The organism is Petrotoga olearia DSM 13574 (assembly GCF_002895525.1).
GTDB lineage: Bacteria > Thermotogota > Thermotogae > Petrotogales > Petrotogaceae > Petrotoga > Petrotoga olearia.
Map to the genome: position 1 here is coordinate 295,017 of NZ_AZRL01000022.1, position 16,377 is coordinate 311,393.

Genomic DNA, 16,377 nt, shown 5'->3' on the forward strand with positions numbered 1-16,377 from the left:
TCACTCCTTCGCCTTACCGATTCTTTGTATCCTTGTCCTTGGGTCTAGGTATTCACTTAGACTTGTCGAGAGTAGGTACAAGGCTACAAACAAGAAGATCGATATTATTACAGGTGTTAGTATCCACCACCAGTATCCCAGTAGCATCGCTTGGTAGTTTACCGCCCAGTGTATCATCGTTCCTATCGTTGGTATTTCTGTGTTGGATAAACCCAATACCGATAACGTTACTTCCATCCCTACCGCCCATATCATGTTGTTTATCAACGTCGAGAATATTACCGGTATTATGAATGGAAAGTATTCTTTTATTACCAGGTTGAACGTCCTTGTCCCTGATAGTATCGATGTGTATGTGAATTCCCTTTCCCTTAGACTTAGTATTTGTGATCGTATTACCCGGGCATCCCACGCCCATCCAAATAGACTTAGTATGAGCCCTAATAGTACCATCGTTAAGTTTTCCCTTATTACCGATGCTATCAGTATCAGGATCGGTAAGAGCGGTATTACCACAAAACTGTCGTTTATCGACATCAATACTTTGTCGGTTTTTCCCCCTTTGTACCCCGATACTAATCCCATTATTATCGCTATCATCCTCGATATTCCTGAGGCTATCAATGCTATTGTTAGTGAGTTTCTTATCGCAAACGTAGATTGCCAGAATAGGTCTTGTCCTTGGGATGTCGTTCCGAATATGTGTGGCCAACTGGGTGGTTTGTCCCTAGGAACCACGTTCCACCTTAGTGGATCGTATGGCGAGAAGAATGAGAGTATTGACATGAAGGCTAAAATACATATTACTATGAACGCAAATCTGAACCTTCCATCTTTCATTAGTTCCTTGAATCCTTCCAACATTATCACCTCATCTGTACCTTACTCTTGGGTCAAAGAGTGGATATATTAGATCTATTATCAGCGTTGCTGACGCTATCCCTATTACCGATAACGAGACTATCCCTATTATTAGGTTGTAGTCGTTTGAGTTTATCGCTCCGTATAGTAACGTTCCTAGCCCTGGATAGGCGAATACTATTTCTGTTATCAATGCCCCTCCAAAGATTTGCCCTAAAGATAGGGCTAAGTTGGTTACTTGCGGTAATAACCCGTTTCTGAATACGTATTTGAAGGCTATCTTTGATTCTTTTAATCCACCGGCTTTCGCATACATCACATAGTCTTCGGCTACTATGTTTGATACTATGAGTTTCATCGTTTGTATGTTGGCTGCTATTCCTAAAACCATCAACGATATCGCAGGTAGAAACGAGTGTAATAACACGTCCGATATGAACGCCCAGTTGAACCCTATTTGTCTTCCAACTGAGTATCCACCCGCCGATGGGAATATCGGTATCAGATAGGCAAATACTATGAGTAGTAGTAATGCAAATATGTAGTAGGGTATGGGCCTTACCACCATCGCTATGTTATCTAATGTTTGTGCCCATGTTTTGTTTTTGAAGTATCCTGCAAGCGCCCCTATTATACTTCCTACTAACCAAGAGATGATTGTAGTTGTTAATAGTAATCCAGCCGTCCAGGGCAGTGAGTCCATTATTAGCTCCATTACAGGTACAGGAAATTGAAAAAGGGATGGACCAAAGTCTCCATGTAGCAGTCTTCCCCAAAAGGCAACGTATTGTTCAAACATCCCTCCTTCTAATCCGTACATCTCTGTGAGCGATTGCCTTAATGCTTCAACTGCCGCTGGGTCTAAGAAGGCACCTTGTGATGTCATTTGACTGATTACTTGTTGTACGGGATCAACCGGCGTTAGCCTGGGTACAATAAATACCACCGTTATCCCTACGAATACTACAACTAGAAATTGTATTATTCTTGGTAGCAAGTATCGCTTGAAAAATAGCAAAGTGTTACACCTCCATAATAAGCCCCCCGAAGGGGGCTCAATGTATTTATCTGTAACCTTTATTTCCTTCCTGTTGGTTCAAGAAAGGGCAGTACGTATTTGAAGTTAGGCCAGTGATGATAGGGAATCATATATGGATTTTCAGCACCAGGATAATTCGTCCAATAATACTCATCCCATCCTACTACTCCAGGATATCCAAAAGTTGGAATTGAAGGCATTTCTTCTACAAGTATTTTTAACCCTTCTATACCTAATTCCATGTTTTCCTCACTATCCCAGTCTACCTTTTCCATTCCTTCTATAACCTTATCCATTCTCGGATCTGTCCATCTGCCTGGTGCAGGTCCCAAATTAGTAATAGCATTTTCTCCTATAGGTTGGTAGTATTTTGAGTGTGTACTTGAAAAAACACGGTACAAATCAGGATGACCACCCCACGGCTCAGATGCAGGCCATTGGGCACTGACTTCAAAGTTACCTGATACAACAATACTTGCATCTTGTTCACTAGGAGTAACTGAAACATCTATACCAAAGTTTCTCCATTGTTGTGCTGCAGCAAGTGCATTCCTATGTGCAGGATGTGAAGGATTTGCATTGGCAATAATATTAATTTTCCAAGGTGTACCGTCTGGTAACAACCATTTGCCATTTTTATCTTTTGTAAATCCATTCCTTTCTAACAGTTGTTCCGCTACATCAGGTGCGTATTTCCACCATCCTGGTCCAAACATCTCTTTCAACGCTTCTATATCGTTTGGTACCTCGTATCCTCTTTCTCTCGCATATTGGGCTGCTCTTAATGTAGCCGTTGGATCGTACGGTTTGAATGGTCTCCCATTAACTTCTATGTCTAATGTGAAATTCTTCAACCAATCTTCTAATGGTTCATAGTACCATTCTTGGTAAACCGGCATAGGAGGAAGGTGAAGTGCGCCCATAGGTGCAGCACCATCAAACGCTATCCCTATGTAATCTACTATATCTATTGCGAGAGTTAATGCCCACCTTACATCTTTTATGTTGTATGGATATACATCAGTATTGAATATAACACCTGTCATACATGGATCCGTGTTAACTACCCACGGGTATTCTATTCTGTATCCCCTTGAGTATTGATTCCTTTGAATGAGTGCTCTGAATGCTTCCATTGTTAAATCTGCCATGTCTAAGTTATGGTTGGCTTGTGCAATTACTTGATTTGTAGCTTCTCCATAGTAATAGAAAAGTACGTATTTTGGTTTTGGCTCACCAAACAACATTCCAGTTGGTGTTCTATCCCAATCTTCCCTTTTTTCCCAAAGTGTCCAATAACCAGCACGATCATAATCTTTTAGAACGTATGGACCACTGCTTATCGGAGGGTTGTAATTAAAGGATAGCGGGTCTTCTACTTTTTCAAAAATATGTTTTGGGAAAGGTCTCCATGCTCCCCATCTGTCTACAAAATTAGCGTGGAATCGTGCATTAGGTTCCTTTAGTTCAAATACCACAGTGTAATCATCTGTTTTGTATACTTTATCAACGTGAAGCCTAAACTGATCATGATAAGCCATTCCTTGATATTTCATGGCTGTTGTGATGGCGTACACAATATCATCGGCAGTAATTTCAACACCATCACTCCAATAACATCCTTCCCTTAACTTAACCGTCATCTTTGTGAAGTCTTCGTTGTAAATCGGACCTTCCGCTGCAAGAGAATTAATAACTTCTCCCCTGGTAGGTTCCATCATCCACAATGGTTCCAGCATCAATTGTTGAATCCCTTGATCAGGAGTTCTCCAGCTACTGGTAAATATGTTGAAGATACCAGGTGAGTTTACTCTTCCGGTTAAAACGTTAGCAATGAGTGTTTCTTCCCTTGGAATCCCAGCTACTTGTGAAAATCCTGCAACAACAAGTAACACGGAAACAAAAATCACCAATAAGCTCTTTTTCATTCTTTCACACCTCCTAATGAATTTTTTACACTTACTTTGGATTTTCTTCCCAAAGTAATAAAAATTAAAGTCCATTAACAATCTTTTCCCCATTATTAAACTTCAAACATAAAAATCATAGAGTTCTCCATTAGGAATACTAAGCAAAAAAAATCAATGGTAAGTTTATCCAATCAATTAATATTCGAATCAACGACAACTCATTTTCATTCTTTCTAATTTATTTTTTAAAAAATCAAAAAAATCTTTGTCTTTGAATTGGAAATTAAAATAATTTTATTAAATCTTACAATTAAACAGTTTTTTAATCTAACCAACATTTTTTATTGCAATGTAGCAAATTGGATTTATATAATTTCAAAGAAAATAATCATCTAAACAAGTTCAAATTTTGTTCAGAATAATTATATGTGAGTTAACTTTTTTTGTCAATCATTAATTTATCCAATCAACTAATATTAGGAGCGATTACGGACAATTATTTGCGATTAGGAAGCTTTTTCTTAGTTTTTCTTAATTTTTGTAAAAAATTGTTTTCTAAGATTTCGTTAGATTTTCTCGTTTAATCGACTTAGATTGTTTTTAATCACCATTAATTAGCTCTATTTGAAAGTGAGAAATTTTTTTCACAGTGTTATAATTTTGTTAGAAGATGGGAAATTTTTGTTTGATCGAAAGTGAGGTCTTATATTTGAAAAAGGTCTATATAGACGGTGAACACCTGAGTTTGGAAGATGTGATTAATGTAGCTAAACATTATTACGAAGTGGCTATCGATAAATCTGTCCTTGAGAACATTGAGAACTCCAGAAAAATTGTAGAAAAGTTTGCAGAAGAGGAAAAAGTCATATATGGTATAACTACTGGCTTTGGAGAACTCTGTAATGTTTTCATTTCGAACGATAAAACAGAGAAATTACAAAAGAATCTGATCAGAAGCCATGCATGCGGAATTGGGGATCCTTTGGATATAGAAACTGTTAGAGCGATTATGTTGCTTCGTGCGAATTCTTTGGTCAAAGGTTTTTCTGGAATAAGGTTATCCACCATACAAACTCTGATTGATATGATCAACAAGAAGGTTCACCCAATAATACCAGAAAAAGGATCTTTAGGAGCCAGTGGTGATCTTGCTCCTTTAGCCCATATGGTTTTACCGATGATAGGAGAAGGAGAAGCTTATTACGAGGGCAAACGGTTAAATGGAAAAGAAGCAATGAAGTTGGCTGGAATAGATACGATAAATCTTGTTGCCAAGGAAGGTCTCGCTTTGATAAATGGAACACAAGTTATGACGGCTATAGGCGCATTATCGATATACGATAGCATAGAACTTTTAAAAACAGCAGACATAATTTCATCGTTGAGTTTTGAGGCGCTGAACGGTGTCATCGAGGCTTTTGATGAGAGGGTACACAATCTAAGACCTCATAAAGGGCAGATTGGCTCAGCTAATAATTTAAGGAAAATACTAGAAGGTAGTAAAATGGTGTCTCATCAAGGGGTATTACGTGTTCAAGATGCCTATTCCCTTAGATGTATCCCGCAGGTTCACGGTGCTTCACGTGATGCGGTAAATTATGTAGAAGATATCATCGTGAAAGAGATGAATGCAGCAACCGATAATCCTTTGATATTTTCAAAAGAAGAAGCGATATCCGCAGGGAATTTTCACGGTCAACCAATCGCATTGGGCATGGACTTTTTGGCAATTGCTCTATCTGAAATTGCAAATATCTCAGAAAGACGTATAGAAAGACTCGTTAATCCTAAATTGAGCGGGTTACCTCCTTTTCTGATAGAAGAAAGTGGTTTGAATTCTGGTTTTATGCTGGTTCAATATTCAGCCGCCTCTTTGGTTTCAGAAAACAAAGTCTTAGCCCATCCTGCAAGTGTTGACTCAATTCCTTCTTCCGCAAACCAAGAAGATCACGTTTCTATGGGTACAATCGCAGCGAGAAAAGCGAAGAATATTCTAAACAACGTCCAAAAAGTATTAGCTATGGAAATGCTTTGTGCTTGCCAAGCCATAGATTTACGAGGGAATAAAGGTTTAGGAAAAGGTTCAAAGATAGTTTATGATATAGTAAGAGATAAAGTACCAAAGATAAACGAAGACAGAGCAATGTACGAAGTGATAGATAAATGTGAAGACATATTAAAATCTGGCATAATCGTTAAAGAAGTGGAAAAAGTAATTGGTAAATTATTTTAAAGAAAGGAGAAATTATCATGGTGAACAATATCGATATTTCTAACGCAATGTCCATTAAGTTGGATGATGAACTCCCTCCTATGCCCAAATTCATCGAAGGCATAAGAAGGGCACCTAAAAGACCTTTAAACTTATCAAAAAGAGAAGTAGAACTAGCCCTTGCAAACGCCTTAAGGTACGTGCCGGAAAATTTGCATGAAAAATTGGCTCCAGAATTTCTGCAAGAGTTGTTTACTCGAGGTAGAATTTATGGATACAGGTATAGGCCTGAGGGCAACATTAAAGCAAAACCTATAGATATGTACAAGGGTAAATGTATTGAAGGAAAGGCATTTCAGGTCATGATCGACAACAACTTGGATTTCGATGTTGCTTTGTATCCTTATGAACTGGTAACCTACGGTGAAACCGGTCAAGTATGTCAAAATTGGATGCAGTACAGATTGATTAAAAAGTACCTAGAAGAACTAACAAGGGAACAAACTTTAGTTGTGGCTTCAGGACATCCCCTTGGCTTGTTCAGATCAACACCAAATAGTCCACGAGTGATAATAACAAACGCCTTGATGGTTGGGATGTTTGATGACCAAGAACATTGGATCAAGGCACAAGCTATGGGAGTTGCCAACTACGGGCAAATGACTGCGGGAGGTTGGATGTATATAGGACCTCAAGGTATCGTTCATGGCACTTACAATACCTTGTTGAACGCTGGAAGGTTGAAATTAGGGATACCACAAGATAGTGATCTAAGAGGACGTTTGTTTGTTAGTTCAGGTTTAGGTGGAATGAGCGGTGCTCAAGCTAAAGCGATAGAAATCGCAAGAGGCGTTGGAATAATTGCAGAAGTGGATTATTCGAGAATACAAACAAGACTAAACCAAGGTTGGTTAAAAACTTACAGCAAAGATTTGGACGAAGTTTTTGAAATAGCCTTCGATCATCTAAATAGAAAAGAATCCATTTCCATCGGTTATTATGGTAATATTGTAGATCTATTGGAATACATTGTAAAGAAAGGTATAAAGGTAGATTTGCTATCAGATCAGACGTCTTGTCACGCCGCCTACGAGGGAGGGTACTGCCCGCAAGGCTTGACTCATGAAGAGAAGAATCACCTCTTAGAAACAAATAAAGAGAGATTTGTTGAATTAGTCAACAATTCATTGAGAAGACATTTCGAGCTTATAAAAACAATGGTTGAAAGGGGAACCTACTTTTTTGACTATGGGAATAGTTTCATGAAGGCGATTTTTGATGCAGGAGTGAAAGAAATAGCAAAAAATGGGTTGGATGAAAGCGAAGGGTTCATATTTCCCTCGTATGTGGAAGATATAATGGGGCCATTAATATTCGACTATGGTTATGGACCTTTCAGGTGGGTATGTTTAAGTGGAAAACGGGAAGATCTATTGAAAACGGATAAAGCAGCGATGGAATGCATAGATCCCAACAGAAGGGGTCAGGATAGAGATAACTACATATGGATTAGAGATGCAGATAAAAACAATCTCGTTGTAGGCACTCAAGCACGAATTCTTTATCAGGATGCTATGGGCAGGATGAAGATAGCCCTTAAATTCAACGAAATGGTTAGAAAAGGGGAAGTTGGCCCCATTCTGCTTGGAAGGGATCATCACGATGCAGGCGGAGCTGACTCTCCTTTTAGAGAAACAGCGAATATAAAAGATGGGAGTAATATAATGGCGGATATGGCAACCCATGATTTCGCTGGAAATATAGCAAGGGGAATGAGTTTGGTAACACTGCACAACGGAGGTGGAGTTGGTATCGGTAAGGCCATTAACGGTGGCTTTGGCTTGGTTCTGGATGGAAGTGAAAGGGTGGATGAAATAATAAAGAACGCAATTCCATGGGATGTTATGGTTGGTGTCGCCAGGCGATCATGGGCTAGGAATGAAGCTTCTATAGAAACATCCATAGAGTACAACAAAGAAAACAAAAATACAGACCACATAACTTTACCGTACATTGCTGATGAAAATATGGTAAAAGATTTAGTTGATAAATATTATCAGGGTTAGGAGGTAGATACTTTGAACAAAATTGTAGAATGTGTTCCAAATTTCAGTGAAGGAAGAGATAAAGAAAAATTAGAGCGTATTGTAGATGAAATAAGAAAACAAGAAGGAGTAAAATTGCTGGATTACTCTATGGATAAAGATCACAACCGAAGCGTAGTTACTTTTGTAGGAGAACCCGATCAGGTAATAGAAGCAGCTTTTAACGCATGTAAAAAAGCGGCTGAGTTGATAGATTTGAGAACTCATAAAGGCGAACATCCAAGAATGGGGGCTACAGACGTTATCCCACTCATTCCAATTAAAAACATATCAATGCAAGAGTGTGTAGAGTACTCTAAAAAATTGGCAAAAAGAATAGCAGAAGAGTTAAATATACCCGTAATATTGTATGAAAAATCAGCCAGCCGACCTGAAAGAGAGGATTTAGCTGTTATAAGAAAAGGCGAGTTCGAAGGAATGTTTGAGAAGTTAAAACAAGAAGCGTTCAAACCAGATTTTGGCCCAGATAAACCGCATGAAAGTGCAGGAGTTACCGCCGTGGGGGCAAGGATGCCTTTGATAGCTTTCAACGTGAACCTAAATACCAACAACATAGACATTGCAAAAAAGATAGCCCAAGCTGTGAGAGGTAAAAGTGGAGGATTTAAATATTGTAAAGCGTTGGGTTTTGAATTGAAAGAAAGAAATATAGTCCAAGTTTCCATGAATATGGTTGATTACACAAAAACACCTTTGTACAGGGTATTTCAGGTGATAGAAAATGAAGCAAACAGGTATGGAGTGAACGTTGTTGGAAGTGAAATAGTTGGGTTGGTACCTTTGAATGCCCTTGTTGATACAGCTGATTACTTTTTAAAATTAGAAAATTTTAGCTATGACAAAGTTTTGGAGAATAGGATTTATGGCGATTGATATGAGCGAAAAAGCTACTTTAATAATAAAAAACATCTCAAATTTAATAACGATGAGAGGTCCTAATAGACCAAGAAAGAAAGAGGAAATGTCAGAAATTGGGTTAATAAAAAATGGCATAATTGCTGCTTCAAAAGATAAGATTATCTACGTTGGAAGTGGTGATTTGCCAAAAGACATAGAAATAGCTCAAGATGCAAAAATTATAAACGCCCAAGGGAAAACTGTAACACCCGGTTTAATAGACTCTCACACTCATTTGGTCCATGGTGGCTCAAGGGAATATGAATTATTTAAAAAATTAGAAGGTGAGAGTTACTTAGATATTTTAAATTCTGGGGGAGGAATATACGACACCGTTGAATCAACAAAAAAGGCGTCTTTTGAAGAATTACTTAAAAAGGCGGAAAAGAGTTTAAATAGAATGTTGTCTTACGGAGTAACAACCGTTGAAGCAAAAAGCGGTTATGGGCTTGATGACTTTGACACAGAATTGAAACAGCTTGAGGTCATAAGAGAACTCAATAGAATCCACCCCATAGATTTGGTTCCTACATTTTTGGGGGCGCATGCCGTACCTAAAAAGTACCAAGACAACGTCGATAAATTCGTAGATATACTCATAACTGAAATGATCCCGTATGTAGCAGAAAAAAATTTAGCTAAATTTTGTGATGTATTCTGTGAAAAAGGAGTTTTCTCAGTTGATCAATCCAGAAAAATACTTTCTGCTGCAAAAGAACACGGTCTATTCCTCAAAATTCACGCAGACGAAATAGAACCTTTAGGAGGTACCGAATTAGCTGCTGAGTTAGGCTGCGTTTCAGCAGATCATTTGGTAGGTGCAAGTGATGAAGGCTTGAAAAAAATGGCTGAGAACAACGTTATAGCTACCCTTCTTCCTACAACAACCTTCTTTTTACAAAGTGAGAAGTATGCAAACGCCAGAAAGATGATTGAACTTGGTATACCAATTGCATTATCGACCGATTATAACCCAGGAAGTTCGCCTACAGAAAATTTACAATTGGTTATGACGTTTGGGGCAATAAAATTACATATGAATCCAAAGGAAATAATTACATCGGTTACTATTAATGCGGCTTGTGCACTGAAATTAGAAGATAAAATTGGTAGTTTGGAGGTAGGTAAAAAAACTGATATGGCGATTTTCGATGTTCCAAATATAGAATACTTAATATACCACTTCGGAGTAAACCACACTCAAACTGTTATCAAAAATGGTGAAGTGTATGACATAGCCACGGTCTCTTGACAAAGCCTATAACGTAGTGTATAATAATTTTGATATATTAACATAAATAACTTTTTCGCCGGGGTGGTGGAATTGGTAGACACGTATGGTTGAGGGCCATATGAGTATTTACACTCGTGCGGGTTCAAGTCCCGCCCCCGGCACCAGAATAAAGGATCGTGTTTTACGATCCTTTTGTTTTTTGAATTAATTTTATTATATTCCTGATTGATAATCTCACTTCTGATTTCTATCTACTGGGGGTAAAAGTATAGAAAAGAAAACTGAAGTTACCTTCCCCTTTTTTATTGAATTATTCATTGCCTTTTCTTTGTTATTAGTACTTTCCTACTTGAATAAAGCCGCAGTATTAATAGGCTATTTTTTGTTTCTTCTTCTTCTTTTAAAACTCTTTGAGAAAGATAAATTAAAAGTCTTTTTAATCGGTGTCTTGTTGTTTCCTGGCTTGTTATACATTCCCATCAATCTCAATTCAGAAGTAGGTATTTTAGGGAAAATTATAGACAAAAGAGGAAATTATTATACGGTATTTTCAAAAAAAATCTATTATGAAAATCAATGGCAGAAATACAGGAATTATTATAAATTTTACTACGGTGAATTCAGCACGGTTCCCATCACTACGGGCAAAAACGTCTACATATACGGAACCATTGAAAACGATTTTCTTAGAGCTGAATATATGGCTCCCGCCAACAACAATTCGATTATGAAGATAAAAGATCTTGCAACCAATAGATTGTCTGAAAACATTCAAAATACCGAGGCACTTGATATATTGACGAGCTCTTTTATGGGTAATATACGGGATAAAGAGGTATTTCAAAAAACAGGGACTTTGCATCTATTTGCCGTTTCAGGTATGCACGTGTACATAATTTACTCGATGATCAGCTTCTTTCTCAACTTTTTTATCTTGAAAAGGAATTTAAGACTCATCTTATACTCCACTATTATCACTTTTTATTTGGTTTTTACCGGATTCACCCCAAGTTCTGTACGGGCTGTATCGCTTTTAGTCACTTTAAACTTATTCAGACTTTTCGACGTTCCTGTTAGCTCTTTCAACATCTTAGGATTAATAGGATATCTCAACCTTTTGTTCTTCCCCAATAATCTTATGAACGTTAGTTTCCAAATGAGTTATGCAGCAACTTTTATGATTTTATTTTCAATGAACCATATAGAAAATCAATATTTTAGATCCTTATCTGTTCCTATAGCGGCATACGTCGGTATATTTCCTATAGCTCTGATACACTTTGGAGAGATTTCTTTGATTGGACTTTTCATAACACCTATTCTAACCCCTGCTATTTCATTACTAATCTTATGTAGCGTTCTTTCAATATTATTGCCTTTCAATTTTGTTCATTCTTTTTCAACTTTTTTTGCTTTGTCAATAAAAAACTTCGTAAATCTTTTTACCTTTTGGGAGCCAATTGAATTTAATTCTTTATTTATTCCGCTATTTCTATGGAGCTTTATCTTTTTGCTTTATATCTGGCTTCTTCAAGTTAAAGAAAAAAGGACCCCAATTTAATAAGGGCCCTTAATTTTGAATTATACTTGTCTACATTGGAGTTTCTTCATCCAAAAGGTCTTCAATCTCTGATTGATCAGAAAATTCAATTTTTACAATCCATCCTTTATTTTCGGCGTCTTCGTTTATTATTTCCGGCTGGTCTTCAAGATCATTGTTGACTTCAACGATTTTTCCACTTAAAGGTACATAAATATCTTCAGCTGACTTCACAGATTCTATGGTGCACAGGACTTCGCCTTTTTTCACTTCTTTTCCAACTTCTGGTAATTCAACGTAGGTTACATCACCTAATTCTTCAGCAGCCTTCGCAGAAATCCCAACAGTTGCAATGTTTCCTTCTATTGTTACATATTCGTGGGTAGCTGTGTATTTCTTCATAATACTTGACTCCTCCTTTTAATTTGTAATTTTTGTTGTCTATAGAAATCAAAAAAGTTGCTATAGCGCCCTTCCCCCGCATCCCACCCAAATGATGAGATAATCAATAGCCTGCCTTTTTTACCGCTCTGATTACCCCAACAGTTATTAAAATCGCTATTATGATCTCTGGAATACCGTTTGTTAGGCCTATAGCCAACACTACCCCACCTACGGCTTCCCTTGCTACTCCCATAGCGGTAGCTATCCTGTCGGCAAATAAGAGATACATCATACCTAAAACACCTGCGGTGTTAGTAAAAGTTCCTAAAGCAGCACTTACACCAATAGATACGCTATCTCTCCATTTTGAAACTTTTTCTTTATTACTCGAGAAAAGTTCAAATACTAACCTGTATGAATAATATGAAACTAAACCAATCAATATTCTTGGTAGAACAGAAACTAAAGGATTAACAAAAGCAAAAGACAATATGTTTGGCCTTAAAAGTGCTTGAATTATACTAGATACGCCAAATATCAAACCTATAACCATTCCTGCAATAGGTCCCTCCAATATTGCCCCAATTATAACTGGAATATGCATAGTTGTTGCATTCGCTGGAGGAATAGGGATAAATCCCAATGGAGTAAATCCTAGAACAAAAGAAATACCAGATAACAACGATATAGTTACCAAGCGTTTGGTTTTTGATCTCATGCTTTTTCTCCTTTTAATGTGAAAAGTTAGCTACATACATTTAACTATTTTAAATAATTGTCAAACCACGCGGTAATCTCTTTTAATCTTCTTACTCGATGTTTTGGTTTTCCACTTCTGCTCAACTCATGATTTTCTCCTCTGAACATAACCAATTTTGATTCCACGCCATTGTATTTGAGTGAAGTGAACATCTGCAATCCTTCAGCCAACCAACAACGGTAATCTTCTTCCGAATGTATAAAAAGAGTTGGAGTTTTAACGTTATCTGCGTATTTCATAGGTGAGTGGAACCATAACTTTTCATAATCACTCCAGGGAGTGGCTGCTTGTTGATCTTCAACGAAATAGTAACCGATATCGGTAGTGCCAAACTTGGAAATCCAATTTGCTATACTTCTTTGAGAAACGGCAGCCTTGAACCTATCAGTATGTCCAATTACCCAGTTGGTCATATAACCACCATAAGAACCACCTGTTACCCCTATTCTATTTTCGTCTATGAAAGAGAACTTTTCCAATACTTTATCAACAAAGTCCATTATGTCTTCATAGTCTATTGTTCCATACTTTCCTCTGATATCTGCAAACTCATCCCCTCTTCCATCACTTCCTCGGGGATTACAAAACATAACAACATAACCCTCATTTGCCCAATACTGCATTTCATGGAAAAAAACATCTCCACCATAAACGGTTTTTGGGCCACCATGAATATCTAAGATTGCGGGGTATTTCTTGTTCTCTTCAAAATTAACAGGTTTCATAACCCATCCTTCAATTTCTATTTCACCTTTACCGAGAAAGGTTATTCTTTCTGGCTTAGATAAAGTTTTTTCTTTCATTATCCATTCATTGAAAGTAGTTAGTTGTCTCTCTTCATTGCCTGCTAATTCGTATAGTTCTTGAAGTTTAACATCTCTCATCCCCACAAAGATGATACGATCTTTAAATACATCAAAACCATCAACGGATCCGCTTTGTGTTGTCAATTTTTCTCTCTTGCCCTTCTCATCTATTCTATTTATGAAAGAATTTCCATACTCTGTGGTTTCAAAATAAAGGTAATCGTTCTCCACTTTGAATTCACTATTAGAACCATATCTACAATCAGAGCCTACAGAACTCCAAGTACTATAATCAAAATCAGTTTGAATTTGTTTTACTTCTTTTGTTTGTAAATCCATCAAATAAAACTTGGGGTTTTCGTTGATTCCGTACTCTTTCATGTTGGAACCTAAGAAGATTATTTTCTCCTTGAGAAAGTCTGCATATACGTAATTGAAAGGGTCTTCGTGAGTTAATTTTTCAAAACTTTCTTTCTTTAAGTCGTATAAATAAAGATCGGATCTTATTTCCATTTTATCTTTAAAAGTATTGGAAATAAAAAGCATTAAATCTTTTCCTTTATTCAATTTAAAACCTTCTACGTTTGTCAATTCATCCGTTATTGGGGTAATTTTTTTATCTTTTAACGTATAAATGTATAATCTATTCCTTTTCTTGTTGGTAAATCCCCTCCCATTCGACCAGAAAGGTATTTCATCTAAAACTTCGTAATCTTTTTCTTCTTTGAGCTTATCCAATTCCTTTTCTTTTTCTTCCTTTGAAAGGCTCTCCAAATTCTTATATTTCGGATCGTAAATACCAGTTACAACAAACTTATCTTTAGATATGGGTTCGATATCTGATGCAAAGAACGGAAGTTCAAAATATTTTTGAGCCTCTCCTCCTTTGATGTTTATTATATAATAAATTGTAAAAGGTTCTCCTTTTTCCTTTCTCTTTTTATCTTTTTCTTCTCTCACCGTTGAAAAGATGATATTTTCATTGTCTAACCATAGATAAGAACTTTCTTGATTGAAAGTGGTGAGCTTGTTGATCGTTTTATTATCAACATTGTAAAGCCATATGTTTGATAGATACTTGTTTTCATCTACATCCATCTCAGAGACAACAAAAGCTAAGTTTTTACCATCCGGTGAAAATTTAGTGTTCGATATAAATTTGTACTTTGTAAAATCCTCTAAAGCTAACTTCTCCATTATGCAACCTCCTCGCAAAATATAATTATTACTGTCATTAGAAACTCTAATACTTAAACTTTTTTAAAATCAAAACCTAATTTTCAGTTTGATAGATCTTTGGTTGAGATATTTCAACAAAAGGATCATTTTGAAATATTAAAGCGTTACTTTCCATACTTTCTTGCCTATCAACGTTGTCTATAATTTCTGGACCATAGGTAAGCTGATACAAAGAGTAATTATAAGGGATACCTATTTCTCTCAACCTTTTAATATCTCTCAACCAATCTGGTTCTTCAACTGGGGCATCTGATGAAATAAAAAGAGGCACTTGTGAACTGTATAAATCATAAAATCTAAAGGCATCTTTTACCCTTTCACCCAATCTATCTTCAATAAAAACCTTATCGGATTCTATGAATTGAGGTTGTATATCTACAATAAGATTATTTTTTTTAATTCTTTCTATTTGATTAGATCTAAGCACTATAGCATGAATTATTCTATGCCTTAATTTAGGATTGACCTTTTCAAAAACTCGTAAAATTTGTTCTATAGCCCCATCTCCTATAGCATGAGCAGCTAAATGAAGCCCATTGTCTTCACAAAACTCAACGACGGAAGTTAGCTCAGCATCTTCCCATAATTTTTCCCCGTACGTATCAAAATCGTTGTACTTATTAAGCAACAAAGCTGTTCGTGCTCCTAGGGAACCATCCAAATATATTTTAACACATTTGAATTCTTTAAAATACCCTGATTCATAATATTTTGAAAGCTCATTATAATCCTTAATAGCAACTTTTTCATATACAAAAAACTCATTATCATGTACAAACGGCAAGTTATCTTTATAAATACCATGTAAATCATCTGAATGCACAAAACCATAACCTTTATTTTTTAGATACTTCTTTGAGGTTTCGTAATTATTTTTCACGTCTGTGAAAGGGCCAAAAGTTTTATAAAATTTATCGATAGCACTTTCTTTGATTTTTCCTTCTTCAAAATCCACGTAATTACTTGAATCTGAAAAATCAATACTCTCAAAAACCTTTGAATTAACAACCGCAAAATGTCCACATCTTCTAACCAGCATGATAGGGATTTCTCTGTTTATTGAATCCAAAAAATATTTATTAGGATTTGCAAATTCTTCGGTCCAACCTCTTAAAACAATTTTATACGGTCTTTTACTGACAATTTCTTCTATGATACTTTTAATTTCAGATAGTTTCTTTTTCTCCAAAGTTGGTTGAGATAACTTTTCTCCCAATCCCAATATATGTAAATGTGAATCTGTTATCAACGGAGTAACGAATATCTGCTTGTTGTGTTTAGTGCTTACAAATTTAAACTTACCATTTCTACTGAGTTTAAACAAAATTCAATTTCCCCCTTTTTAAGTCAATGTTTCTACCTTATTTCAATATTTTACCACTAATCTTTT

12 protein-coding genes and 1 tRNA gene are annotated in these 16,377 nt (G+C 36.4%); 6 read left to right on the forward strand and 7 right to left on the reverse strand.

Annotated elements, in window-relative coordinates; genetic code table 11:
- The 3 genes from X929_RS09365 to X929_RS09375 are packed head-to-tail and all read right to left on the reverse strand — an operon-like array spanning position 1 to position 3,828.
- Positions 1 to 864, reverse strand: a complete 864-nt coding sequence (locus X929_RS09365; protein WP_081429157.1) for an ABC transporter permease — start codon at positions 862 to 864, stop codon at positions 1 to 3.
- Between the two features lie 7 nt (positions 865 to 871).
- Positions 872 to 1,879 carry an ABC transporter permease gene (locus X929_RS09370; RefSeq protein ID WP_012208088.1) on the reverse strand — a complete coding sequence of 336 codons (1,008 nt, stop codon included), beginning with the start codon at positions 1,877 to 1,879 and terminating at the stop codon, positions 872 to 874.
- Positions 1,880 to 1,938: 59 nt separating this feature from the next.
- Positions 1,939 to 3,828, reverse strand: coding sequence for an ABC transporter substrate-binding protein (locus tag X929_RS09375; protein WP_041534005.1), 1,890 nt, complete (start codon positions 3,826 to 3,828; stop codon positions 1,939 to 1,941).
- Positions 3,829 to 4,519: 691 nt separating this feature from the next.
- Between X929_RS09375 and hutH the strand changes: the two genes are divergently transcribed.
- From hutH to X929_RS09405, 6 genes are all read left to right on the forward strand, one after another.
- On the forward strand, positions 4,520 to 6,043 hold the full coding sequence (gene hutH, locus X929_RS09380) for a histidine ammonia-lyase (protein WP_103067753.1): 1,524 nt from the start codon (positions 4,520 to 4,522) through the stop codon (positions 6,041 to 6,043).
- 17 nt (positions 6,044 to 6,060) lie between these two features.
- Positions 6,061 to 8,088: a urocanate hydratase gene (locus X929_RS09385; protein WP_103067754.1), complete on the forward strand. Its 2,028-nt coding sequence runs from the start codon at positions 6,061 to 6,063 to the stop codon at positions 8,086 to 8,088.
- Between the two features lie 12 nt (positions 8,089 to 8,100).
- Positions 8,101 to 9,000, forward strand: coding sequence for a glutamate formimidoyltransferase (gene ftcD / locus X929_RS09390; RefSeq protein ID WP_103067755.1), 900 nt, complete (start codon positions 8,101 to 8,103; stop codon positions 8,998 to 9,000).
- Positions 8,990 to 10,276, forward strand: coding sequence for an imidazolonepropionase (hutI, locus tag X929_RS09395; RefSeq protein WP_103067756.1), 1,287 nt, complete (start codon positions 8,990 to 8,992; stop codon positions 10,274 to 10,276). Before ftcD ends, hutI begins: the two co-directional genes overlap by 11 nt.
- 57 nt (positions 10,277 to 10,333) lie before the next feature.
- A tRNA-Leu gene (locus X929_RS09400) sits at positions 10,334 to 10,422 on the forward strand.
- Positions 10,423 to 10,640: 218 nt separating this feature from the next.
- Positions 10,641 to 11,819, forward strand: coding sequence for a ComEC/Rec2 family competence protein (locus X929_RS09405; RefSeq protein WP_103067757.1), 1,179 nt, complete (start codon positions 10,641 to 10,643; stop codon positions 11,817 to 11,819).
- A 30-nt stretch (positions 11,820 to 11,849) separates the two neighbouring features.
- Here the strand turns inward: X929_RS09405 and gcvH are convergent, their stop codons facing one another.
- The 4 genes from gcvH to X929_RS09425 all read right to left on the reverse strand — a co-directional run bounded on the left by gcvH (position 11,850) and on the right by X929_RS09425 (position 16,311).
- Entirely contained in the window at positions 11,850 to 12,200 is a 351-nt protein-coding gene (gcvH, locus tag X929_RS09410) for a glycine cleavage system protein GcvH (protein ID WP_012208095.1), read from the reverse strand.
- A gap of 103 nt (positions 12,201 to 12,303) precedes the next feature.
- Complete coding sequence (locus X929_RS09415) at positions 12,304 to 12,900, reverse strand: ECF transporter S component (protein ID WP_012208096.1); 597 nt, start codon at positions 12,898 to 12,900, stop codon at positions 12,304 to 12,306.
- Between the two features lie 44 nt (positions 12,901 to 12,944).
- Positions 12,945 to 14,945: a S9 family peptidase gene (locus X929_RS09420; protein WP_103067758.1), complete on the reverse strand. Its 2,001-nt coding sequence runs from the start codon at positions 14,943 to 14,945 to the stop codon at positions 12,945 to 12,947.
- A 76-nt stretch (positions 14,946 to 15,021) separates the two neighbouring features.
- Positions 15,022 to 16,311, reverse strand: a complete 1,290-nt coding sequence (locus X929_RS09425; protein WP_169925030.1) for an amidohydrolase family protein — start codon at positions 16,309 to 16,311, stop codon at positions 15,022 to 15,024.
- Positions 16,312 to 16,377 lie beyond the last annotated feature (66 nt).

What these genes read in the sequence shown, in the direction of transcription:
- X929_RS09420 (WP_103067758.1), bottom strand. Translation starts at nt 14,945, where the DNA reads ATGGAGAAGTTAGCTTTAGAGGATTTTACAAAGTACAAATTTATATCG.
- X929_RS09375 (WP_041534005.1), bottom strand. Translation starts at nt 3,828, where the DNA reads ATGAAAAAGAGCTTATTGGTGATTTTTGTTTCCGTGTTACTTGTTGTT.
- X929_RS09365 (WP_081429157.1), bottom strand. Translation starts at nt 864, where the DNA reads ATGTTGGAAGGATTCAAGGAACTAATGAAAGATGGAAGGTTCAGATTT.
- X929_RS09415 (WP_012208096.1), bottom strand. Translation starts at nt 12,900, where the DNA reads ATGAGATCAAAAACCAAACGCTTGGTAACTATATCGTTGTTATCTGGT.
- X929_RS09385 (WP_103067754.1), top strand. Translation starts at nt 6,061, where the DNA reads ATGGTGAACAATATCGATATTTCTAACGCAATGTCCATTAAGTTGGAT.
- hutI (WP_103067756.1), top strand. Translation starts at nt 8,990, where the DNA reads ATGGCGATTGATATGAGCGAAAAAGCTACTTTAATAATAAAAAACATC.
- gcvH (WP_012208095.1), bottom strand. Translation starts at nt 12,200, where the DNA reads ATGAAGAAATACACAGCTACCCACGAATATGTAACAATAGAAGGAAAC.